The following is a 21,709-nucleotide window of genomic DNA, read 5'->3' as shown; positions in this document are numbered from 1 at the left end:
GTTAGCCTGAGGGGTTCAGAACACTGAGTTGGCTGAGAGCGGTTGTCTGGGGTTTGGCGAGTGGGACCTGATCAATCTGCGCAGGGGTCAGCCAGCGGGCTGAGGGGGGCTTGAGGCGGCCGGACTGGGGCGTGGCGTGCCAGAGCACGAAGGTGATGGTGCGGTGGGTGGTCTGGTGCTGGAAGCGGTGGCGTCGCTTGGGGGTGGTGATGCGGAGACCGAAGGTGTCGTGGGCCCATTCGGTGAGGGCTTCGGGCGTGGCGTCCTCTTCGAGGGTGGGGAGTTCCCAGAGGTCGGCCCAGAGGCCGGAGGCGGGACGTTGGCGGAGGAGCCAGTGTCCGGCAGACTCTGGGACTGACCCCCTTCTCGGTTTGAAGATAGCGAGGATGTGATGGGTGACGGCGGTGGGTTTCTTTTTGGGCGTGGTGACCGGGCGGAGGTGGATGGTGTTAGAAGCGCGGGCCTGGCAGTGGTCGGCGACGGGGCAGAGGAGGCACTGGGGTTCCGTGGGTGTGCAGAGAGTGGCGCCGAGTTCGATGATGGCCTCGTTGAGCATCCCCGGGTTGGCGCGTGGTGCGGCGGCGTGGAGGCTTTCAGCGGCTTGCTGGATGGCTTTTTTGCCGGGGGTTTTATCGACGGGGTCGGGGATGTCGAAGAGGCGGGCGAGGACACGGTTGGCGTTGCCGTCGATGGCGGGGACGGGCTGGTTGAAGGCGATGGAGGCAATCGCGCCGGCGGTGTAGGGGCCAACGCCAGGCAGGTCGGCGAGCTGGTCGTAGGTCTGGGGAAAGCGGCCTTGGTGCTGCTGGACGATGGCCTGTGCGCACGCCTGAAGGCGTTTGGCCCGTCGGTAGTAGCCGAGGCCCTGCCAGTGGCGCATGACGGTGTCTGCGGGGGCTTCAGCCAGGTGCTGGAGGGTCGGGAAGGCTTCGAGGAAGCGGTGGAAGTAGGGGATGACGGTGGCGACCTGGGTCTGCTGGAGCATGAACTCGGAGACGAGGACGTGGTAAGGATCGGGATTTTGGCCCCAGGGAGCACGCCAGGGGAGGTCTCGGCGGTTTTTGCTGTGCCAAGTGGTCAGATCGGTGGCCGTTTTAGCTTCGGTGCTGGCGGTGGAGAGGGTGTGGGTTCTGGGCATGGCGTTGTGTCTGGGATTGGAGCCGATAACCTGAAACGGTCGATCTTAGCCATCGTCGGCGGAGGTCCGCTGAAGGCCGTGCGTTGTGTCTGACAGGAGTTGCTATCTGATGGTGTCTACCTCGATCCGATCTTCCCTGCCGGTGACCCGTGAGTCGATCACGCACAAGTTTCAGATCATGGGCTACGAGGGGTACCTGACGATCGGCTTGTTCGAAGATGGGCAGCCGGGTGAGGTGTTTATCAAGATGGCCAAGGAGGGTTCGACGTTGTCCGGCATGGTTCAGGCTTACTGTCGGGCGTTCTCGCTAGCGCTTCAGTACGGGCTGCCCCTTGATGAGGCGGTGCGTCGGTTCAAGGGGATGCGGTTTGAGCCGATGGGGGCGACGAACAATCCTGAGATTCCCGAGGCGGCATCGATCATCGATTACGTGGCCCGGTATCTGGAGTTGAGTTTTGTCCAGGAGGATCAGGCCCTTCGTCGAGCCTGAATCGAGGGTCTGCGGCGGGTCTGGCTGGGGCTGCGGGGGATTGAGTTGACCGTGTCATGGGCGAGGGCTAGTGTGAGTAGAGGAACACGCGGAGCGTGTGTTCGGGTGCCGCCTACTCAACTGTGATGGAGCTTCCACCTTGTGTGGTATCGCCGGGATCGTCGCTCAGGTCGACGCCTGCCGTGATCTCTATGACGCCCTGACGGTGCTTCAGCACCGCGGTCAGGATGCGGCGGGGATTGTGACGTGTGATCGGGGTCGGCTGATGCTGCGGAAGGGCAACGGCCTGGTTCGGGACGTCTTCGAGCAGGACGAGATGACGGCGCTGACCGGTGGGATGGGCATCGGCCACTGTCGGTATCCGACCGCGGGGTGTTCCTCCGATTCTGAGGCGCAGCCGTTTTACGTGAACTCGCCTTACGGCATCACGCTGGCCCACAACGGTAACCTGACGAACACCGAAGCACTGTCGGCGGAGCTGTTCGAATCGGACCTGAGGCACGTGAATACGGGATCTGACTCGGAAGCGCTCCTGAATGTATTTGCGCACGAGTTAGGGGTGCAGCACAAGCTGAAGCCTGAGCCGGAGGACGTGTTTCAGGCGGTGAGGCGTGTGCACGAGCGATGCCGGGGGGCTTATGCGTTCGTGGCGATGATCGCGGGGTATGGGATGGTGGGGGTGCGGGATCCTCATGGGATTCGGCCGCTGGTGATCGGTCAGCGGGAGTCATTGTTGGGCACGGAGTACCTGCTGGCTTCTGAGTCGGTGGCGCTGGACGCGCTCGGGTTTGAGCTGATTCGTGATGTGGCCCCGGGTGAGGCCGTTTACATCACGGAGCAGGGGGAGCTTCACAGCGCGATCTGTGCTGATGAGACGAAGCTGACGCCCTGTATCTTCGAGCATGTCTATCTCGCTCGGCCGGACTCGATCATCGATTCGGTCTCTGTTTACAAGGCTCGGCTGCGGATGGGTGAACACCTGGCGGTCAAGCTCGAACGGCTGGGGGTGAAGGATCAGATCGATGTGGTGATCCCGATTCCGGATACGAGCCGGACGGCTGCGCTGCAGTTGGCGAACGATCTGGGGCTCAAGTACCGGGAAGGGTTCATCAAGAATCGCTACATCGGGCGGACGTTCATCATGCCGGGCCAAAAGGTTCGGGATAAGAGCGTGCGGCAGAAGCTCAACCCGATCGGCCTGGAGTTCAAGGGCAAGAACGTGCTGCTGGTGGACGACTCGATCGTGCGGGGCACGACGAGCCGGCAGCTGATTCAGATGGCGCGGGACGCAGGGGCCAAGAAGGTGTTTTACTGCTCGGCGGCGCCGGCGATCCGGTATCCGAACGTGTACGGCATCGATATGCCGACGGCCTCGGAGTTGGTCGCCCACGGTCGGACGGATGAAGAGGTGGCGGAGGTGCTCGGGGCGGACTGGCTGGTGTATCAGGATCTGGATGATCTGGTCGCGGCGGCGGCGGAGGGGAACCCGGCGATCGATCAGTTCGAGTGCTCGGTGTTCGATGGTGTCTACGTGACCGGGGATGTGGATGAGCCTTACCTGAGTCGGCTGGAACAGCAGCGGAGCGATGAGGCCAAGCAGGAACGCGAGCGGGTGATGTCGGGCAGTGGCAGGGTCACGGACCTCAACGGCCGCTAGCCCCCCTTCTACACTTGCCTGTTACCGATGGTGTGCTATCTCAGGGGATGCGTGATTCGGTCGTAAGGATCTGGACGGCGAGGTCATGGAGGGATTGGTCAACGAGGACGGGCCGGCGGTTGAAGATCGCGACGGCGGCGGTGTCAGAACTGGGGAGCATCAGGTCTCTGGGGGCTAGGTCGGTGAGTTGGAGGGTGATCTGGCGACTGTCCTGGAGGGTGAGGCGGAGCCTGACGCCGTAGTCGGGATCGGGCGTCTGGCGTTCAGTCAGCAGGCGTTCAGCGCGGAGCTGAGCGAGTTCATCGATCAAGCGGATAGCGGACTCGGGATCGAGGAGCTCTGCTCCGTCGGCACTTGTGAGGGTGCCGGCGGGATCGCGTTGGAGGGTGAGTTCCTGACTCTGGCTGGTGAGGGTGACGGACCGGACCTCTGCGGGTGAGACGGTCAGGAGGTCGGTGGGCCGGAGTTCGGCGAGCAGGGTTTCGAGGGTGCTGTTGGTGAGTGTGAAGGGTTCGGCCGGGTTGTCGGTGTGGTGACCTGTCCCAGAGGGCGCGTGGAGGGTGATCTGGAGGGCGGGTTCGCTGGCGTTGCCGGTCCAGACGGTCAGGCGTGACTGATCGGCTTCGATCTGCGCCGCGGGGGTGTCTTCGGGTGACAACCATCGGTCGGCACGGAGGATCGAGAGTTCGTTGAGCAGGCGATCGATGGCCGGGTTGGCTGAGGTTTCGCCGTTGACGACCCAGGCGTTGGTCTCGGGGTTCCGGATCAGTTCGACGGTCTGGCGCAGCGGGTAGCGGACTTCGATCTGGGTGATGTCCTGCCGGGCTGCCGAGAAGAGGGTGCGCTCTTTGAGTGTAAGCGGGCCGTCGAGCCAGTCGCTGAGGGTGTCGGGGGGAACCATGTAGGCGAAGGGTTCGGGATCGCGGACGACGAGGAGACGGGGCTCGGTGTCTTCCTCCAGGTCAGTGGGTGTATAGATTGTGAGCCGGATGGGTTCGGTTTCGCCAAGGACGTTGACGGTGAGGCTGGCGAGCTGCTGGTTGGTGCGTGAGGTGGGGACGAACTCGTTGGACGCGAGGCCGGCGAGGTTGTTCAGTGCTTCGTCGGTAACGAGCGTGTCGGGCGCGTAGCCGGGGGATGGGTTGTCGAAGCTGAGGGCGCCGTTATCGCCCCGGAGCAGGGTGTATGCCTGCTGGTCGGTATCGACGGTGATGCGTTCGATATCGGTGGTGGTGATGGCGAGAACGCGCGGGTCGCGGAGATCATCAGCGGTTTGGCGGAAAGCTTCGATGTCGCCGTCGCGGAGGGTGAAGACGACGGAGATGGGTTCGTCGCCTTGGGCGATGGCGGCGAAGCGAGTGGTGGTTTCCATGTCGGCGGGTGCGCCGATGAGGAGGTTGAGAGCGGGTGTGTGTGTCGGGCCGGGCAGTGCGGGGTCGTTTTCGGATGACCCGGTGGCCGGGACGGCGTCTTCGGTTTTCTTCGGGATAGCGCTGACGACCAGTCGCGGGCGGAGCAGGCCGTAGAGGGTGAGGTCGATGGGGTTGTCGGCGGTGAAGCTGTCGATGCGCAGTCGGGAGAGGGCCTGGATGAGGCTGGTGGCGGCCTGCTGGTCGGTGCGTTCGATGCCGTTGTTGTCGAGGCTCCAGCGGTCGGCCTGGCGGAAGAGGGTGAGGGGGTCTTCGGCGGCGGGGGTGATGATGAGGCTGTCGATCTGGTTGGGGGTGGGCGCGCTCAGTGTGGTGGTGCGCCAGTTGTTGACACCTTCGTCCAGGATGGCGAGGTGGAGGTCGTCATCGACAACGAGGATGGGGAGAGTGGGATCGGGTGCGTCTGTGGTATCGAGGCGTTGGAGGTAGGCCTTGTCGCCTGGGAGACGCTTGCCGAGCCTTGCCTGGATTTTCTGGTTGTCAGCAGTAGTGAGGGTGAGGGTGGCTTCGGGCGGGTCGAGGCGGGCGATGGCGGTGGTGGGCGTGTCGGTATCTGAGGTTTCGAGGGTTTCGAAGCGGCGCATCTCGAGCAGTTCACGGATCACGCGGTCGACGGCGAAGCCCTGCATGGGGAAGGTGACGGGTGCGATCTGCTGCCAGCCGTTGTCCTGGCGTTCGATGACCACGGTCTGCTTGTCGAGGGTGAGTTCGAGGCGTTGGATGTCGGTGACGTCGGGGCGGGTATCGCGGGGGAAGAGGGCTTCGCCATCGAGTTGGATGGTTTCGGCTTCGCGCTGTTCGCGGTCGAAGGTGGTTTCGCGGTCGAGCTCGACGAAGAAGACGTAGGAGCCTACGCCGGCGAGCATCAGCAGGAGTGCGATGGTCGTCTTGAGATTCATCTAAGTGTCTCCGTGGTCTGGAGGCTGGTTGCTTGTTCAGCCAGAGCGTCGGATGAGGTGCATCGAGACACCCATCGCAAGGATGAGCGTGGGCAGTCCGAGCAGGAGTCCGAGCTGGTAGGCGGTGAGGGTTTCGGCGGAGAGATCGCCGATGCGGGGCACGCGTTGGGTGCGGGCGCTGGCGGCGATGAGGTGGTCCATCTCGCTGAGCCAGAAGACGCTGTTGACGAACAGTTCGGCGTTGGCCGGGTAGAGTGCGAATTCCGGGAAGCCGACGGAGGCCATGCCGAGGGCGGGGATGACGCCATAGGTCGTGATCTGGTCGGTGGCCCAGACGGGGTCGGTGACGACGATGAGGCGACCGCCATCGGCTTGATCGGGCTGGGAGGCGGCACCGACGACGAAGTCGGGTGCGGCGAGGGCGGGGTCGAAGGGGACTTCTTCCAGCGACCCTGCGGCAGCGGCCTCGGCGGTGGCCCAGAGTCTTGGGCCCGAGACCTGAGCGATGATCGAGGTGGTATAGGTGGCGGGTGCGGCTTCGGGCTGGGGGTCGGTGGTTTCGGAGGCCTCTGTGCCTGGTTCTGTTTGGTCTCCGTCGCTTGCGGCTGTGTCCTGCGGGAGGAGGGTGATGGGGCTGGCCTGCATGACGATGCCCGGGAGGCCGGCGAGGGCCCGGCTGACCGGGTTGTCATCGGGCCACTGGCGGAGTTCCTGGTAGGTCGAGGCGCGGTTCTGGCGTTCGCCCTGGGGGATCTCGCTGAGAATGATTTGATCGGTGCGGGCCTGAAGGCCGCGGCTGGCGGCGAGGTCGGCGAGGGGATCGGTGGTGCCGAAGCGGGCGCCGGGGTCGTTGGCAAGCATCATCATGACGCCATCGCCGGCTTCGAGGCGCTGCTGGAGGAGGCTGGCGGCCTGCTGCTTGGCAGCGGCGGTGGCCCCGCCAGCCATGGGGTTGCGGGGATCGGGCGGGGATGCGGGGAGGACGATCCAGACGGCCGGACGGCCGGACTCAACCGTCGGCGGCGGGGTCGGCGGCAGGCGTTGGCCTGTGGGGGCGATGCCGCCTGACGGGTTCCACTCGATGAGTTCGAAGTCGGCGCTGCGGAGTCGGGAGGCGACGTGGGCGTAGTCGCCTCGCGCGCCGATGGCGGGGCGTCCGGGACCGAGTGCGAGGAAGACGGCGAGCGGTTGCTGTTCGAGGCCGAGGCTGATGAGGGCACCGGTGAGTTGTTCTTCGGCGAGGAAGCGGTACTGCGTCTGGTCCTGTGCTTCATCGGGGAGCGTCGCCTGGATCATCTGGTCGATCGGGATGACGCGAGCCTTGTCGGGTGAGAGGACGACAACGGATTCTCGCTGGAGGTCCTGGGTCAGCTGGTCGTACTCGTCGAGGCCGGCGAGCTGGTCGAGTTCGCCAGTGATGGTTTCGGCGGCGGCGCGGAAGCGGCCGGTCTGGGCGGCCGCGCGGAGAGAGGCGTCGCGGATGGCGGGCGGGAGTGAGCTGTCCGAACCTGCGTCGTCGAGCCAGGCGTTGGCGGCGACGAGGATGGACTGTTCGATCTCGCGGAGGCTGCCGGAGAGTTGGCTGCGGATGGCTTCGAGGGGCGGCAGGGGCTCTTCCATCTGGTCCCGCCAGGCAGAGGCCTGCTCGGACCAGGAGGAGGGCAGGAGGCGCATGACGTTGACGAGCTGACGGAGCTGGTCGGCGTTGCGTCCGCGGAGGGTGTCGTCTTCGAGAGCGGTGGCGAGTTCGGCGATGGGCGGGGTCAGGCCGGTGAGGATGGCGTCGATCCGAGTCAGAGCGCTGTCGATGGCCTGCTGGGCGGGTTCGAGTTTCTCGACGTAGCGCTCTTTGAGGGTGTTGTTGAAGTTATCCAGGGCCACGACGTCGCGGCCGGGGATGATCATCTGGAGATCGATGCGGTCGGAGCGGAGGTCGTATTCGTTGAGGAGGTCGGCGAGCTGCTGGGTGGGTTCGGTGTCGGTGCGGAAGCGGCCAACGATCTGGTGCTGGGTGTCGAGGTCGGCGAGGACGCGTTGGGTTTGCTCGGAGAGGCTGTAGCGGCCGGTCTGGGTGAAGTCGAAGCGGAGAAACTGCCGGTAGGCGATGAAGTTGACGAACACAACGATAGCGAGCGCAGCGGCGACGGCGAGGATCACGCTCAGGCCTATCACAGCTCGTTTGGGGGCGGTGGATGTCGGTGTCGGTGGTTGGCTCATGCCTGTCCGGCTCCGTGGGTTCTAACAGAGGCTGTAAGGTTCATCGCCAGCGGCGGCTCTCGATGAGCTTGACGGCGAGGAAGAGGAACAACGCGATCAGGGAGACGAAGTAGACGAAGTTGCTGGTATCGATAAGGCCCTTGGCGAAGTCTTCGTACTGGCGGTCGACGCTGATGACGTAGCAGGCCTCGCGGGCCCACTGGGGCAGCCAGGTGACGGCGTTGGGGATGATGGCCATGCCGACGGTCATGATGCCGGTGAAGAGGGCCGTGACCATGTAGGCGACGATCTGGCTGTCGCTCATGGAGGAGGCGAAGGTGCCAATGGCGAGGTAGAGCCCGCCGACAAGGACCATGCCGACGAGACCTGTGAGGATGGGGCCGTAGTCGGGGGTGCCGTGGACTTCGAGGATGACAACGTGGAGGACGAGCGGGCTGAGCAGGGCCAGGTAGAAGCACATGGCACCGAGCCATTTGCCGGCAACAAGTTGGGCGTCGGAGATGGGGGCGGTCATCATCAGTTCGAGGGTGCCGGTGCGGAGTTCTTCGCTGAGCAGACGCATGCTGATGGCCGGGAGGGTGAAGGCGAGCAGCCAAACAACGCCGGTGAACGGGTAGCGGAGGTTGGCGGGGGCCCCGGCGTCGAAACCAGCAAGGAAGAGCATGGATGAGATCACGGCAAAGAGCCCGAGCACGAGATAAGCGACGGGCGCGTAGAAGAGGCTGAGGGTTTCTCTTTTGGCGATGGTCCAGGTCGCGTGCATTCGGTCTGTCTCGCGTGTGGCTGCGTGGGTTGGGTCAGGCGGCGTTGGGTTGACGCTGGCTGGCGGTCATCTCGATGAAGAAGGCTTCGAGGGAGGCGGTTTCGGCTCGGAGCTCTCGGATACGGACGCCGGCCTCGCTGAGTTTGGCGGCGATGGCCTCCCGGCGGTCGGCGTGGTCTTTGGTGGTGATCCGAGCTCGGGTCCAGCCTTCGGTGAGGTCGCTGGCCTCGATAGTGTCGATGGCCAGGTCGGCGGTGAGGATCGACTTAAGCTTCTGAGCGTCCGTACGGGCTTCGACAATCAGCCGTCCGGCCGTCGAAGTCTGGTTGCGGAGTTCCTCGATGGTGCCCTCGGCGACCTTGCGGCCGGAGGCGATCATGACGACGCGGTCGGCGGTCTTCTCGATCTCCGGGAGGATGTGGGAGGAGAGCAGGATGGTGTGCTTCTGGGCGAGTTCTCGGATGAGGCCGCGGAACTGGCCGATCTGCGCGGGGTCGAGGCCGGAGGTGGGCTCGTCGAGAATGAGCACGGCGGGGTCGTGGAGGAGGGCCTGGGCGAGGCCGACGCGTTGGCGGTTGCCCTTGGAGAGGCGGCCGATGGTTCTGGCCTCAACGGCGGTGAGCCCGCAGCGGTCGATCACGCTGGCTGAGCGTTCCCGGCGGTCGGAGCGGCTGAGGCCCAGCAGCTTGCCGCGGAAGTCGAGGTATTCGCGGACCCGCATCTCGGGGTAGAGCGGGGTGGATTCGGGGAGGTAGCCGATGTCGGCTCTGGCGGCTTTGGAGGCGGTGAGGATGTTGTGCTGATTCACGGTGGCGGTGCCGGACGACGGCGGGAGGTAGCCGGTGAGCATACGGATCGTGGTGGACTTGCCGGCCCCGTTGGGGCCGAGGAATCCGACGACCTCGCCCGGGTTGACGGTGAAGCTGACGTCATCGACGGCGAGGGTGGGTCCGTACCATTTGACCAGTCGATCGGCTGTAATCATGAGGCGTCTCGGCTGTACCCGGTGTTCTGGAAGAAGCCCTGCTCGGCGGCCTCGCGTGGGGTCGCGAGCCACGCATTGTAAACAGGGACAGATCGGTACGTCGAGGCGGCTATCAGGTGCGTTGCAGGCTTGCGGTTGCCCGGGGATGGGGCCGTCAGTAAGGTGCTGGACCGACTCCAGGCAGAGCCTGGGGTTTTCTCTAATCACGGATGAGATCGATGCGTCTGACCGATATTCTTCAGCCCGAGTGCGTGGTGGTTCCTCTGCAGGGCACGGACAAGCATGGTGTGATCGATGAGCTTGCCTCTTTGCTGGCCGCCAACTCGCCTATCGCTTCGGCGGATGAGTTGAAGGAGGCGATCTGGCAGCGTGAAGAGACCCGGACGACGGGCATCGGTCACGGCATCGGGATCCCTCATGGCAAGGCTTCAGGCGTGGACAAGCTGCGGATGGCGATCGGCCGTCCGAGTGAGCCGATCGAGTTCGGCGCGATCGACGGTCAGCCGGTGGACCTGATCCTGCTGCTGGCATCACCGCTGGACCAGACGGGTCCGCACATCCAGGCTCTGGCGAAGATCAGCCGGATGCTGACGGACGAATCACTGCGTGCCTCGCTTAAGGCGGCAGAAGATGCAGAGGCGTTGTACGCCATCATTGCCGAGCACGAGGCGAACGCGCCCGTCTAGCCTACGAAATAACTATCTTCGTTCCGGGAGTGACCCGACTGCGTGGCGGTCAGCGTTGGCGTCGGAGTGTCAGACCAGCCAGAAGCACGAGCCCGGCACCGGCAGCAGCGGGTGATGGCACCGTGGGTGGTGGGTCGGGATCATCCGAGGTCGTGGCGGTGAGGCCGCTGAGGGTGAAGGCATTATCGAGGATGGCAGCCCCGCCGATCGGAGCACCAATAGCCACCTGAGACCCAGCCGGCAGCGTGATGGGGCCGGTGATGGTGTTCACGCCTGAGCCGAGTGCGGTGATGAAGGTCGGGCCTCCACCAAGCACGCGGATAAGGGCGTTGTCGCCTGGATCGATGGTGAAGAGGTCGATGCTGTCGAGCGTCACATCGACATCAAAGGAGATGACGAGGGCTTCGGTGAAGTTGAAGATGAGTTCATCGATCGAGATCGGGTTGTCGATAAAGATGCCCGGACCGGAATCGACGCCTAGGCCGAAGCCGGTCTGAACCAGTCCTGCCGGCGTGGAGCCGACGGGGCTGGTGTTGGTGTTGATGGTGAAAGCGGCGACGGTGAGGGTCAGGCCGTCCTCGGTAAAGTCGAACGAGGAGCCGAGAAGCCCGCCCGCGCCTGTGAGATCGAAGCCGATGGTGGTGGCAAAAGCCGGGGTTGCCATGGCGAAAGCGCTACACATAGCCAGCGTTGTTCGCTTCTTCATGGGTTTTCCTCTCCGAAACCATGTTGCAGGCGCTCTGAAGCATACCAGAAACAACTTATAAGCCAGCCTAGAAAAGACCCCTAGTTCGCTATGCGGGCTGTGGCGCATGGAAGCAGCACTGACCGAGGTGTGCAATCAAGTGGCGGTCAGGCAGGCATTGGTGATCTGCTTGAGGTAGACCGCCTGGTCTTCGGCCCAGTGCTCTTCGGAGAAGACCTCGACTTCGTTCAGGCCGGAGAAGCCGGCGGCTTCGACCATGGCTCTGATGCCCGGGATGTCGATGCAGCCTTCGCCCATGAGCCCGCGGTCGGTGAGGAGGTGGCGGGTGTTGACGCGCCAGTCGCAGACGTGGAAGCCGAACAGACGGCGGGTCTGACCGAGTCGCTGGATCTCGGTTTCGAGGTCCGGGTCCCACCAGACGTGGTAGACATCCACGGCAACGCCGACGAGCGGGTGGTTGAGCCGGTCGCAGACCCAGCGGGCTTCGGCGATGCGGTTGATGCAGGATTTGTCGGCGGCGTACATCGGATGCAGCGGCTCGATGGCGAGCTTGACGTTGGCCTGCTCGGCGTGTGCGAGGCAGTCGGCGATGCCATCGGCGACCTGCTGGCGGGCTTCAGCCAGGGGTGTGCCCGGCTGTGCACCGACCACGAGGACGACCATCTCGGCACCGAGTGCGGCGGCTTCATCGATACAGGCTTTGTTGTCGTCGATGGCGGGTTGTCGCTGCGTGGCATCATTGGTGACAAAGAACCCGCCTCGCACGAGTGCGGGAACGGCAAGCCCGGAATCCCTGACGATCCGGCTGGCCTCATCGATGCCGATGGGCTCGATGACGTTGCGCCAGACGGAGATGCCCGCGACGCCTGCCTGGCCGTAGTGCTCGCAACACTCGGCCAACGACCATGGCTTGTTGGTCATCGTGTGGATGGCGATCCGGTCGAGGGTGATGGGCGAAGCGCTCATCGGGCGGCGGCCGCCGGCTCGAGGGCGGGCACATCCACCCAGGTGCGGTTCTTCCAGCTTTCGAGGCCGAGTTCGGCGAGTTGGACGCCTTTGGCGGCTTCGCGGAGGTCCCATCGGAAGGGCTCGTCGAGGGCGACGTGTCGGAGAAACAGTTCCCACTGGATCTTGAAGGCGTTGTCGTAGTGGGTGGCGTTGGGGACCTGCTGCCAGTTCTCGAAAAACTTAATGGGCTGCTCGATATCGGGGTTCCAGATGGGCTTGGGGGTCTCGGCGATTGACTGGACCCAGCACTCGCGGAGGCCGGCGACGGCGGAGCCGTGGGTGCCATCGACCTGGATGGTGAGCAGGTCGTCCCGGCGGACACGGGTGCACCAAGAGGAGTTGAACTGGCAGGTGGTGCCGTCTTCGAGGAGGAAGATGCCGTAGGCGGAGTCGTCGGCGGTGGCCTTGTAGGGCTTGCCGTTTTCATCGATGCGCTTGTCGAGATCGACCGAGCCGTGGGCGACGAGGGAGGCGACGGGACCGAAGACGTTGTCGATCACGTAGCGCCAGTGACAGAACATGTCGACCATGATGCCGCCGCCGTCTTCTTCCCGGTAGTTCCAGCTGGGTCGCTGGGCGGGCTGGTCGTCGATCTCGCCCGAGAAGACCCAGTAGCCGAAGTCCCCCTTGACGGAGAGGATTTTTCCGAAGAACCCCTGCTGGATGAGCATCGAGAGCTTGCGGATGCCCGGCAGCCAGAGCTTGTCCTGAACGACGCCATTCTTGACGCCCGCGGCTTCGGCCTTGTCGGCCAGCGCGAGGGCCTCGGCGGTGTTGGTGGCGGTGGGTTTCTCGCAGTAGATGGCCTTGCCGGCTTCGATGGCTTTGTTCACAAACTGCGTGCGGAGTTGGGTGAGCGAGGCATCGAAGAAGACGTGCTCGTTTTCATCGGCGAGGACAGCTTCGAGGTCGGTGGTGTAGCGGAGAGGCTTGCCGATGGCATCGGGGCCGTGGGCTTCGGCCAGTGCGCGGAGCTTGTTCTCATTGCGGCCGACGAGGATGGGGTCGGGCATGAGCGTCAGCTCCGGAGAGACCTTGACACCCCCCTGCTTGATGATGGCGAGGATGGAACGGATGAGGTGTTGGTTGGTGCCCATGCGCCCGGTGACGCCCGACATGATGACGCCGATTCGCTGCTCTGCCATCGCTGATCTCCTGAAGGGTAGGTTCACAGAAGCCTATGCGACGAGGCCCTGCGAGCTTCAATTTGTGCGGACCACCTGCTATGCGCATCTGGACAGATATGTCGCATATGGGCTAGAGGACCATCGGGTCCGAGCGGTACTGCATCGGCGTGCGGCCGACGCGCTGGCGGAACCAGCGGGTGAAGGTGGCCTGCGAGCTGAACCCGACGGCACGGGCGACCTGCTCGCCCGAGATGCGGTCGTCAAAGAGCAGGGCTTTGGCTCGTTCCAGCCTGCGTTCGGACGTGTATTCGTGCGGGGTTCGACCGACCGCGCGCTCGAAGCGTCTGGCGAACTGCCGGGGAGAGAGATGTGCCACAGCGGCCATTTCTTCGAGTGATGGCGGGTCCGCTGGGCGTTCTTCGATGAGGCTCAGAGCGGCCTGGATGGCTGGGTCATCGGCCTCAGCGTCGTGCTGCGGGGCGTTGGGCTGGTCGGATCGGATCCAGGCGCACAAGACGGCGGTGGCGTCGGCCACCCAGGAAGGGATGGCGGCTCCGACGGGGCGAACATCTCTGCGGAGACGGTCGATGGCTTCGGTCAGGCGGGGTGTTTCACTGGTTGCGGTGACCACGGCGGGCCAGGGGCGATGGCGGGCGGCCGGCCAGTTGGCGGCCATGGCAAGCTTGATGACCACCATCTCCGCCGAAGCCGACGTGGGCTTGATCTCGTAGCCATGACGATCGTTGGGATAGGAGGCCATGAGGGTCGTGCCCGAGACGCCGACCCAGTCGCCAGCGGCCATGGCACGGCCCGCACAACGCCGCAGCAGAACGAGCTGAAACCCTGAGCGGTGCGCGTGGGGCAGGACTTCGATCGCCGAACCAACCCGCCGTGCGATGGTGTCGACGATGGGCTGCTGCTCGCGGAAGAGTCGGGCACAGGTGTCGATCACCGCCTGATCCGAGGTCATGCTGTCGAGGCTTCTGGCTTTTTCCATCGCTCGAATCCATGGTGCGCCGCCATTAGATTATGCTTATCAAGACGTTTTGTGTCCAGATCTGTCTAAAATTTTTCTTGGGTGTGGCGGGGTGCTGCGTTGGGGTCTATTCTCGGGGCGTGAGGTGTTTCTAAGGACACAATCGGAGTGAATCGATGATTCAGATAGACAACGGCCTGACAGCACAGGACCTGCTGCCCGGGATCGAGCGGATGTGGTCGCTGTCCGCGGCGAAGATCGACATGATGGAGAAGGCTTTCCCGCCCGGTTCATCGACGCCGGTGTTCACGGTGGACGGCAAGTACGTGGCCCAGGGCTGGACCGAGTGGACCCAGGGCTTTCAATATGGCTCCGCGGCCCTGCAGTTCGACGCGACCGACGACGAGCGCTTCCTGCAACTGGCCAGAGATCGCACGCGGGGCGTCATGGCCCCACACCTGACCCATGTCGGTGTCCACGATCACGGATTCAATAATGTCTCGACCTACGGCAATCTCTGGCGGCTGGCGAAGGAAGGCCGGTTTGAGGCTTCTGCGGCGGAGATCGATTTCTATGAACTGGCTCTGAAAGTAACCGGTGCCGTGCAGGCGGCCCGGTGGTCGGTTACATCAGATGGCACCGGCTACATCTGCTCGTTCAACGGGCCACAATCCTTGTTTGTGGACACCATCCGCAGCTGCCGGGCGCTGGCGGTGAGCCATCAGCTTGGCCACGAGCTGCAGGGCGAGCGAGATGAACGCATCAACCTGCTCGGCCGCATCATCGAGCACGCCCGGAACACGGCGAGATACAACATCTGGTACGGGCCAGACAGCGAGAACGGCCCGCGTGACTACTACGACGTGCGCGGCCGGACGGCTCACGAATCGGTCTTCAATACCAACAACGGCGACTACCGGTGTCCTTCGACGCAGCAGGGTTACTCGGCCTTCAGCACCTGGACACGCGGATTGTCATGGGCCATGGTCGGCTATCCCGAACAGTTGGAATGGCTGTCGACGCTGGACGACAGCGAACTGAAACCCTTCGGCGGGCGGGCTGAGATCGAGGGCTTCATGCTTGAAGCCGCAAGGGCGACCTGCGACTTCTTCATCGAGCACACGCCCGCCGATGGCATCACCTACTGGGACACGGGAGCGCCCGGGCTGGCCAACATGGGTGACTACCTCGATCGTCCCGCAGAGCCGTTCAACGACCACGAGCCGGTGGATAGTTCGGCGTCGGCAATCGGTTGCCAGGGCCTCATCCGGCTTGGGCTTTACCTGAGCAGCAAGGACGACGACACGGCGGGCAAACGCTACCTCCAGACCGGTCTGACGACGCTGCGCACGCTGCTGACGGATACCTATCTGGCAGTGGACGATGAGCACCAGGGCCTGTTGCTGCACCAGATCTATCACCGGCCGAATGACTGGGATCACACCCCCGCGGGACGGAAGATTCCCTGCGGCGAGGCGGCGATGTGGGGTGACTACCACCTGCGGGAAGCCGCGTTGACTGTGCAGCGGCTGGCCAGAAATGAGCCGGCTTACTGCTTCTTCGGTCCGGTTGAGAAGGGAGCCCGATCATGAGTCGTCTGGTGGCGATGGTCACGGGTGGGTCACGCGGCATCGGTCTGGGCATCGCGAAGCGGCTAGCCACTGATGGCTTTGATCTGGTCATCAACGGGCGCAGGCCTGAGGACGATGTGCGTCCGGTGCTCGATGAGTTGGAAGGTCTTGGTGTCTCTGCGCTGTACGTGCGGGGTGACGTGGCATCACTCGACGACCACGCGTCCATGCTTTCCCGGGTGCGTGAACGCTTCGGTCGGCTCGATGCTCTGGTGAACAACGCCGGAGTAGCGCCAGCAGAGCGGGCCGACATCCTCGAGGCATCGACGGAGAGTTTTGATCGGTTGATGTCGATCAACCTGCGCGGGCCGTATTTTCTGACCCAGCAGGCCGCGAAGTGGATGGTTGAGCAGAAGCAGCAGGATTCGGCGCGGACACCCTCGATCGTGTTTGTGACCTCGATCAGTGCGACGGTGGTATCGACCAACCGCGGCGATTACTGCATCACCAAGGCGGGGCTGGCGATGGCGGCCCAGCTCTGGGCGGCTCGACTGGGTGAATACGGCATCAACTGCTACGAGGTGCGGCCCGGCATCATCAAGACGGACATGACCGCGGGAGTGACCGAGAAATACGACAAACTGTTCGCGGACGGGATCGCGATTGATCGCCGCTGGGGGACGCCAGAAGATGTGGGCTCGGCGGTGGCGGCTTTGGTTCGTGGCGATCTACCCTATGCAACGGGTCAGGCCATCATGGTCGATGGCGGGCTGACAACGCAGCGGCTTTGAGCCCGAGGATGAGGTGTTCCGATGAGTCGTGAAGGGATCTTCGACAGGCTGGTAACAGAGCGTGTGGTGGCCGTCTTGCGGCTGCCCGATGCCGAGATGGTCGATGGTCTGGCTGATGCGCTGGTCGCAGGGGGCGTCCGGGCCCTGGAGATCACGATGAGCACGCCGAACGCCATCGAGGTGATCCGCGGCCTCTCGGCGCAGCGTGGGGATGAGCTTTTCATTGGTGTCGGCTCGGTTACCGATGGGGCAACGGCCTCAGCCGCGGTCGAGGCGGGTGCCAAGTATGTCGTGAGCCCGGTCTTCGATGAGGACGTGGTGCGGGCGGCTCACGCCGGCGGGGCCGCGGCCATGCCCGGTTGCCTGACGCCGACCGAGATCCATCGTGCAGCGAAAGCCGGTGCCGATGTGATGAAGGTGTTTCCTGCGGACGTCGTGGGCATGGGCTTTTTCAAAGCAGTCCTCGCACCGATGCCCGGGCTGCGGCTGATGCCAACCGGCGGGGTGACACTCGATAACGCCGGCGACTGGCTGAAGGCCGGCGCGGTGGCCGTGGGCGTGGGTAGTGCTCTCGCGACGAAGCAGCAGCTCGTGGACCGTGACTGGGATGCGATTACGGCGAACGCTGCGAGGGTCCGTGCGTCGGCCGATGGTGTCGGTTGATTCTGCAATGCTCAGAGACTGGAGATAAATCGGATGGCTGATGATCGACTTGGGGTCGTGACGTTCGGCGAGATCATGCTGCGGCTGTCGACGCCGGGGTTCACACGCTTCACGCAGACCAACTCACTCGATGTGACCTTCGGCGGGGGCGAAGCCAATGTCGCGGCGTCGTTGTCGCAGTTCGGCATCCCGAGTCGTTTCGTCTGCAAACTGCCGGAGCACGAGATCGGGCAGGCGGCGGTGAATCACCTGCGCCGCTTCGGTGTCGACACCGACTACGTCGTACGTGGCGGGGATCGGATCGGGATCTACTTTCTCGAAACGGGTGCCAGCCAGCGGGCCAGCAAGGTGATCTATGACCGTGCGGCGGCGGCGGTGACCACGCTCCGCGCCGATGAACTGAACCTGGATGGATTGTTTGCAGGTGTTGGCTGGTTCCACTGGACGGGCATCACACCGGCGTTAGGAGAGCAGGCTCAGAAGACACTCGCTGGGTTGCTCGAAGCCGCGAAGCAGGCGGGCTGCCGGGTCTCCTGCGATCTGAATTTCCGCAAAAAACTCTGGACGACCGAGCAGGCCCAGGCGGTGATGCGTCCGCTGATGGAGCAGGTGGACGTCTGCATCGCCAACGAGGAGGACGCTGAAAAATCACTCGGCATATCGCCCGACGGGACAGATGTCACCAAGGGTGAGCTCGACCTGGCGGGCTACGGCAAGCTGGCCGAGCGGCTGAAGGCCGAGTTTTCGTTTGACACCGTGGCGATCACACTCCGTGAAAGCCATTCGGCATCGCGTAACGGCTGGTCGGCGATCATGCTGGATGACAAAGCGTGTTCGACCGCCACACGCTCGAAGGTCTATGACGTTCAGCTCGTCGATCGGGTGGGCGGGGGTGACAGCTTCGCAGCGGGTCTGATTTACGGCTTGCTGTCGCTGGGCGATACCCGGCGTGCTCTTGAGTTCGCCGTGGCAGCCTCGTGCCTCAAGCAGACGATTCCCGGTGATTTCAACCTCGTGTCCGCCGATGAAGTCTTGAAGCTGGCAGGCGGCGATGGCTCTGGCCGAGTCGAGCGTTAAGACGGCTCAGCCTTTGATGACAGCCCCAGCGGTGTGTCCAGCAAAGCCGGCGGCGAAGATGGCGTGGGTGCCAGTACGGCCGCAGCTTTGAGGCGATGCGGTGAGTGGAAGTTGGCTGCCCTCCATCGGCGGGTTGTCGGGATCAGCCAGCCAGGACATCGGCGGGATCCGACCGGTGCGCAGACACATGCAGGCCAGCACCACGCTGACGAGTCCGGATGCGCCGAGCCCGTGGCCGAGGGCGCCCTTGTTGGCGTAGATCAGCGGGGAAGATTCGGAACAGGCCGCTGAGAGCACCCGGCACTCCCGCGGATCGTGGCCGGACGTGCCGGGCGCGTGGGGATGGAGAACATCGATGGCCCGGCCATCAAACAGTTCATCGGCGATATGTGCCAGAGCCGACATCGACTCGCCGGGATGGATCAGGTGCTCGGCCTCGGCGGCGGTGGCGGTGTTGAGCAATTCCACCCCCCTGCCCGTGCGGGCAGTCTCTGTGACAGCGTCGCTGGCTGAGAGCACCACGGCCGCAGCGAGTTCGGCGAGCGTGAAGCCGCCACGCTCTTGGGCGAGCGGCGTCTCCCGGTAAGCCTGTTTGTTCGGGGAAGCGAGCACACCCAGCCGGTGATAGGCATGGATGAAAGCGGGCGACATGGCCGACTCGGCGGTCAGCACGAGCGCCCGATCGCAGTCACCCCGGAGGATCGCCCGGCGAGCGGCGTCGAGTGCCGTGAGTGATGAGGCGCAAGCAGCGACGTGGTGGCCTCGTGGTTCGATGGGCAGCCGTTGGCTGAGGTGGTGATCGAGATAGCCGTGGGGTCCGAGGGCCACCGCGAGGTGGCGGTGCTCGGCGTGCTGGTGCGTGAGAGCCAGAACAGCTCCCTTGCTCGTGCCGAGGTAGGTCGGGATGCGTTCTTCACTAACGATGCCGGCCTGATCGAGGGCTTCGCGGGCAGCGCGTTCGGCGAGTTCGACCGTCGGATCGGTGGCGGTGTGCTGAGCCGTAGCAACGCAGCCGATGGCCCGGACGAGGGAGGTGGCATCGGTGTCCTCGGGGAGTTCGGACCTCCGGTCGGTGATTCGGCGTCCGTCCAGAAGCCCGCGGAAGGTCGGCCAAGCGCCGACGCCCAACGGCGTGACGAGGCCGAGGCCGGTGATTTGGATGCTCCGTGTCGAGGTGGCGGTCATGGGCGGAGGATTTTAGTGACTCCGGCCCCGTGGGTTTGGGTGAGTCAAGGCATTCGGACTCAGGTCCGCGAAAGCCGCTGAGTGATCCAGCAGCGGACTTTCGATTCGATCCGGGTGATGAAGAGGGTGCGCGGTGTCTGCTTCTTCGGCCCACGGAGAGTTTTCTGGAGCTGATCGGTGTCGAGCGTGAGCCCGCGCGGCTTGATCTCGACGAGCCCGGTCCGGTGCTGCTTGAGCCAGGCGTGGACCTTGTCCTGCCGCCAGGGAAGCTCGGCTTCGACGCGAAAAGAGGTGAGCCAGGGCGAATCGATCGGCTCTGCAGCGGCAATCAGACCGGCCCGGGGGTGTGGCATGGTCCCGCCATGCAGCGAGCACAGATGGGTGGCGAGGTTGGCTCGCTCGGCGGCAGGGTCGAGAGTGTGGAGGACACCCTGCTCGGGCACGGGACCGATGTCCGGCCACTCGGGTTCTGCGACGAGTCGATGGATCCCGGCATCGTCGATGCGCAGGGCAGCTCGAGGTGTCTCACCCGAGTCGGTCGCGGGTTGTGCCAGAGACTGCGTCCACCAGAGCGCCTGGACCAGTCGGCCGTAAAGAGAGACGAATTCGATCGAGCGTTGCTGGCAGGCGGGGGTGAGGTAGTCCTCGGCTTCGGCCAGATCAACAGCGGGGCTGAGCTTGATGCAGGCCGCGGGGGCCTTGCCGAGGATGGCGGCCATAGCGGCGGCATCGGGCAGATAGTCGGTCAGAGATTTAGACCGCTGGCCTTCGGATCGTCGGGCGGGGTCGAGGTGGACGGCGCACCGGCTCACATCGACGGACCCGGCATCGCCCGCGGTCGCCGAACAGTTGGCATTGCAAGAGGTCATCCAGGCTCGGAGCGGATCGAGATCGACGGCGAGGGTCTCGATCCCCGAGTCGGACAAGGCCATGGCATCGACGCCGATCCCGGAGCAGAGGTCCATGGCTTCGGTGAACCCGGCTTGCTGGAAGCGCTCGGCTTTGATGGTCGCGATCGCGAGGTGGCTGGCCTGCTCGACGCCCTGGATATCGGCGATCAACTCGGCGGCTCGATCACCCAGCTTGGCACGAGCCCGCTGCCTGGCTTCGGCGAGTTGTGCGGCCCGATGGGCCAGTTCTGGGGAAGCGTGCTTGCGCAGCCGTGCGATCGCAGAGACCGAGGTGCGATCGATCTGCTCGGCCTGCCGAATCAGGTCGGGATGATGGTCAACCAGGTCCTGCCAGAGCCGGCACGCGCTGGACCCCGGCGTGTTGGCCGTGGTCACAGGGCGATGCGGCCGAAGCGAGACATCAGGTCGACGATCTTCGGCTGCTGGGGCTCGATGGTCAGCGAACGACGCCAGGCCGCGATGGCCCGGTCACGCAACGCAGGGTTTCGGCGGCCGGTTTCGAGGAACTCGGCCATCAGGCAGACGCCGATACCGTTGAGGGCCGGGGGCATCCGCCGGTCAAGTTCGAGAGCGGCCTGGAACTGGACGATCGCGTCCTGCCTGCGGCCCTGCTTGAACAAGGCGTAGCCGTAGCGTTCATGGGCGTAGGCCGAGGGCTGCTCGCGCACCAGTTGCTGCAGCAGGTTGGCGGCACGGTCGAATTCGCGGAGGTTCAGGTGGGCCTGCGACCAGCTCTGCAGCAGAGGCGGGTCGAGCTCGCCGAGTTCAGCGGCTTGCTGGTAGCAGCGGACAGCCTTCTCGTGGTCGCCAAGCATGCTGTAGGTCGCGCCCAGGTTGATCCAGGCTCCCCGGCTCTCGGGATCTTTTTCGGTGGACATGACCGCGTGCCGGAGCGCGAGGTCGGGCCGGCCGGCCTGGAGGTAGGCCGAGGCGAGATTCCGCCGGGCCTCGAAGGACTCCGGCTCGATCGAGAGAGCCCGGAGATAGCCGGTCACGGACTCGCTCACCCGGCCGAGGAGCTGATTCACGACCGCGAGGCCGTATTGGGCGTCGTAATCGCGTGGGTCGGTCTGGACGGCACGCTCGTACGCCTGCTCGGCAGCGTTCAGGTTGCCGGCGTTGAGGTGGATTTCGCCGACGGCCACGTGAGCCTCGGTCAGATCGGGATCACGCTCGATCGCCTCGGCCAGCACGGCGAGGGCTTCGCCGGTGTTGCCCGCGTCGACCAGTTCATCGGCCTGAGCCACGAGGACGGTGGCCCTCGAATCGCTGACGGATCGGGTCTGAAGCGGGTCCAGAGCCGTCGTTTCGCAGCCGGTGCCAGCGAAGAGGGTGAGGGTGAGCAGGAGCCCGGCCCCGAGGAGGGTTTGGGTCGAGCGTCGTCGTGTGTGTCCCGTGTCGTGCATGATGGTCCTACGATACTCGCTGC

General features: G+C 64.5%; 19 protein-coding genes. 7 read left to right on the top strand and 12 right to left on the bottom strand.

Annotated features, from left to right (window positions below):
• Window position 1: 1 nt before the first annotated feature.
• The gene (gene mutY, locus ACQZAB_RS08470; protein WP_428388877.1) at window positions 2–1,138 is read right to left on the bottom strand and encodes an A/G-specific adenine glycosylase; all 1,137 of its coding nucleotides are present in this window, start codon (window positions 1,136–1,138) and stop codon (window positions 2–4) included.
• A gap of 109 nt (window positions 1,139–1,247) precedes the next feature.
• On the opposite strand from mutY, the gene ACQZAB_RS08465 reads away from it, so the two are divergent.
• Window positions 1,248–1,628: a hypothetical protein gene (locus ACQZAB_RS08465; RefSeq protein WP_428388875.1), complete on the top strand. Its 381-nt coding sequence runs from the start codon at window positions 1,248–1,250 to the stop codon at window positions 1,626–1,628.
• Between the two features lie 139 nt (window positions 1,629–1,767).
• A complete protein-coding gene (purF, locus tag ACQZAB_RS08460) occupies window positions 1,768–3,285 on the top strand; it encodes an amidophosphoribosyltransferase (RefSeq protein ID WP_428388873.1) in 1,518 nt (505 codons plus the stop codon).
• Between the two features lie 40 nt (window positions 3,286–3,325).
• On the opposite strand, the gene ACQZAB_RS08455 is transcribed toward purF, so the two are convergent.
• The 4 genes from ACQZAB_RS08455 to ACQZAB_RS08440 are packed head-to-tail and all read right to left on the bottom strand — an operon-like array spanning window position 3,326 to window position 9,579.
• Window positions 3,326–5,614 carry a DUF4340 domain-containing protein gene (locus ACQZAB_RS08455; protein WP_428388871.1) on the bottom strand — a complete coding sequence of 763 codons (2,289 nt, stop codon included), beginning with the start codon at window positions 5,612–5,614 and terminating at the stop codon, window positions 3,326–3,328.
• 36 nt (window positions 5,615–5,650) lie between these two features.
• On the bottom strand, window positions 5,651–7,831 hold the full coding sequence (locus ACQZAB_RS08450; protein ID WP_428388869.1) for a hypothetical protein: 2,181 nt from the start codon (window positions 7,829–7,831) through the stop codon (window positions 5,651–5,653).
• A 40-nt stretch (window positions 7,832–7,871) separates the two neighbouring features.
• Entirely contained in the window at window positions 7,872–8,594 is a 723-nt protein-coding gene (locus tag ACQZAB_RS08445; RefSeq protein ID WP_428388867.1) for an ABC transporter permease, read from the bottom strand.
• 34 nt (window positions 8,595–8,628) lie between these two features.
• A complete protein-coding gene (locus ACQZAB_RS08440; protein WP_428388865.1) occupies window positions 8,629–9,579 on the bottom strand; it encodes an ABC transporter ATP-binding protein in 951 nt (316 codons plus the stop codon).
• Between the two features lie 218 nt (window positions 9,580–9,797).
• Between ACQZAB_RS08440 and ACQZAB_RS08435 the strand changes: the two genes are divergently transcribed.
• The gene (locus ACQZAB_RS08435; protein ID WP_428388864.1) at window positions 9,798–10,265 is read left to right on the top strand and encodes a PTS sugar transporter subunit IIA; all 468 of its coding nucleotides are present in this window, start codon (window positions 9,798–9,800) and stop codon (window positions 10,263–10,265) included.
• A gap of 49 nt (window positions 10,266–10,314) precedes the next feature.
• On the opposite strand, the gene ACQZAB_RS08430 is transcribed toward ACQZAB_RS08435, so the two are convergent.
• The 4 genes from ACQZAB_RS08430 to ACQZAB_RS08415 form a co-directional block, all read right to left on the bottom strand.
• Entirely contained in the window at window positions 10,315–10,929 is a 615-nt protein-coding gene (locus tag ACQZAB_RS08430) for a hypothetical protein (protein ID WP_428388862.1), read from the bottom strand.
• Between the two features lie 177 nt (window positions 10,930–11,106).
• On the bottom strand, window positions 11,107–11,937 hold the full coding sequence (locus ACQZAB_RS08425) for a sugar phosphate isomerase/epimerase family protein (protein ID WP_428388860.1): 831 nt from the start codon (window positions 11,935–11,937) through the stop codon (window positions 11,107–11,109).
• A complete protein-coding gene (locus ACQZAB_RS08420; protein WP_428388859.1) occupies window positions 11,934–13,124 on the bottom strand; it encodes a Gfo/Idh/MocA family protein in 1,191 nt (396 codons plus the stop codon). Before ACQZAB_RS08420 ends, ACQZAB_RS08425 begins: the two co-directional genes overlap by 4 nt.
• Window positions 13,125–13,236: 112 nt before the next feature.
• Entirely contained in the window at window positions 13,237–14,103 is an 867-nt protein-coding gene (locus ACQZAB_RS08415) for a helix-turn-helix domain-containing protein (protein WP_428388857.1), read from the bottom strand.
• 155 nt (window positions 14,104–14,258) lie between these two features.
• On the opposite strand from ACQZAB_RS08415, the gene ACQZAB_RS08410 reads away from it, so the two are divergent.
• The 4 genes from ACQZAB_RS08410 to ACQZAB_RS08395 are packed head-to-tail and all read left to right on the top strand — an operon-like array spanning window position 14,259 to window position 18,184.
• A complete protein-coding gene (locus tag ACQZAB_RS08410) occupies window positions 14,259–15,674 on the top strand; it encodes a glycosyl hydrolase (protein ID WP_428388855.1) in 1,416 nt (471 codons plus the stop codon).
• Window positions 15,671–16,444, top strand: coding sequence for a 3-ketoacyl-ACP reductase (locus ACQZAB_RS08405; protein WP_428388853.1), 774 nt, complete (start codon window positions 15,671–15,673; stop codon window positions 16,442–16,444). Before ACQZAB_RS08410 ends, ACQZAB_RS08405 begins: the two co-directional genes overlap by 4 nt.
• Window positions 16,445–16,465: 21 nt before the next feature.
• On the top strand, window positions 16,466–17,107 hold the full coding sequence (locus ACQZAB_RS08400) for a bifunctional 4-hydroxy-2-oxoglutarate aldolase/2-dehydro-3-deoxy-phosphogluconate aldolase (RefSeq protein ID WP_428388851.1): 642 nt from the start codon (window positions 16,466–16,468) through the stop codon (window positions 17,105–17,107).
• A 33-nt stretch (window positions 17,108–17,140) separates the two neighbouring features.
• Window positions 17,141–18,184, top strand: coding sequence for a PfkB family carbohydrate kinase (locus ACQZAB_RS08395; RefSeq protein WP_428388849.1), 1,044 nt, complete (start codon window positions 17,141–17,143; stop codon window positions 18,182–18,184).
• Between the two features lie 6 nt (window positions 18,185–18,190).
• Here the strand turns inward: ACQZAB_RS08395 and ACQZAB_RS08390 are convergent, their stop codons facing one another.
• Genes ACQZAB_RS08390 through ACQZAB_RS08380 form a run of 3 tightly spaced genes read right to left on the bottom strand, consistent with a single transcriptional unit; the run spans window position 18,191 to window position 21,686 of the window.
• Window positions 18,191–19,369, bottom strand: a complete 1,179-nt coding sequence (locus ACQZAB_RS08390) for a beta-ketoacyl synthase N-terminal-like domain-containing protein (protein WP_428388847.1) — start codon at window positions 19,367–19,369, stop codon at window positions 18,191–18,193.
• A gap of 59 nt (window positions 19,370–19,428) precedes the next feature.
• Window positions 19,429–20,655, bottom strand: coding sequence for a THUMP-like domain-containing protein (locus tag ACQZAB_RS08385; RefSeq protein ID WP_428388845.1), 1,227 nt, complete (start codon window positions 20,653–20,655; stop codon window positions 19,429–19,431).
• On the bottom strand, window positions 20,652–21,686 hold the full coding sequence (locus ACQZAB_RS08380; protein ID WP_428388843.1) for a tetratricopeptide repeat protein: 1,035 nt from the start codon (window positions 21,684–21,686) through the stop codon (window positions 20,652–20,654). Before ACQZAB_RS08380 ends, ACQZAB_RS08385 begins: the two co-directional genes overlap by 4 nt.
• Window positions 21,687–21,709 lie beyond the last annotated feature (23 nt).

This window comes from Mucisphaera sp. (assembly GCF_965279675.1).
In the GTDB taxonomy this organism is placed as follows: domain Bacteria; phylum Planctomycetota; class Phycisphaerae; order Phycisphaerales; family Phycisphaeraceae; genus Mucisphaera.
Note: the sequence above shows the minus strand (reverse complement) of the source record. Positions and strands in the feature narration are given on the sequence as shown.

Bases quoted from the DNA above. Each gene is read 5' to 3' on its own strand.
- mutY (WP_428388877.1), bottom strand. From the start codon at position 1,138: ATGCCCAGAACCCACACCCTCTCCACCGCCAGCACCGAAGCTAAAACG.
- ACQZAB_RS08465 (WP_428388875.1), top strand. From the start codon at position 1,248: ATGGTGTCTACCTCGATCCGATCTTCCCTGCCGGTGACCCGTGAGTCG.
- ACQZAB_RS08455 (WP_428388871.1), bottom strand. From the start codon at position 5,614: ATGAATCTCAAGACGACCATCGCACTCCTGCTGATGCTCGCCGGCGTA.
- ACQZAB_RS08450 (WP_428388869.1), bottom strand. From the start codon at position 7,831: ATGAGCCAACCACCGACACCGACATCCACCGCCCCCAAACGAGCTGTG.
- ACQZAB_RS08445 (WP_428388867.1), bottom strand. From the start codon at position 8,594: ATGCACGCGACCTGGACCATCGCCAAAAGAGAAACCCTCAGCCTCTTC.
- ACQZAB_RS08440 (WP_428388865.1), bottom strand. From the start codon at position 9,579: ATGATTACAGCCGATCGACTGGTCAAATGGTACGGACCCACCCTCGCC.
- ACQZAB_RS08435 (WP_428388864.1), top strand. From the start codon at position 9,798: ATGCGTCTGACCGATATTCTTCAGCCCGAGTGCGTGGTGGTTCCTCTG.
- ACQZAB_RS08430 (WP_428388862.1), bottom strand. From the start codon at position 10,929: ATGGCAACCCCGGCTTTTGCCACCACCATCGGCTTCGATCTCACAGGC.
- ACQZAB_RS08425 (WP_428388860.1), bottom strand. From the start codon at position 11,937: ATGAGCGCTTCGCCCATCACCCTCGACCGGATCGCCATCCACACGATG.
- ACQZAB_RS08420 (WP_428388859.1), bottom strand. From the start codon at position 13,124: ATGGCAGAGCAGCGAATCGGCGTCATCATGTCGGGCGTCACCGGGCGC.
- ACQZAB_RS08415 (WP_428388857.1), bottom strand. From the start codon at position 14,103: ATGGAAAAAGCCAGAAGCCTCGACAGCATGACCTCGGATCAGGCGGTG.
- ACQZAB_RS08410 (WP_428388855.1), top strand. From the start codon at position 14,259: ATGATTCAGATAGACAACGGCCTGACAGCACAGGACCTGCTGCCCGGG.
- ACQZAB_RS08405 (WP_428388853.1), top strand. From the start codon at position 15,671: ATGAGTCGTCTGGTGGCGATGGTCACGGGTGGGTCACGCGGCATCGGT.
- ACQZAB_RS08400 (WP_428388851.1), top strand. From the start codon at position 16,466: ATGAGTCGTGAAGGGATCTTCGACAGGCTGGTAACAGAGCGTGTGGTG.
- ACQZAB_RS08395 (WP_428388849.1), top strand. From the start codon at position 17,141: ATGGCTGATGATCGACTTGGGGTCGTGACGTTCGGCGAGATCATGCTG.
- ACQZAB_RS08390 (WP_428388847.1), bottom strand. From the start codon at position 19,369: ATGACCGCCACCTCGACACGGAGCATCCAAATCACCGGCCTCGGCCTC.
- ACQZAB_RS08380 (WP_428388843.1), bottom strand. From the start codon at position 21,686: ATGCACGACACGGGACACACACGACGACGCTCGACCCAAACCCTCCTC.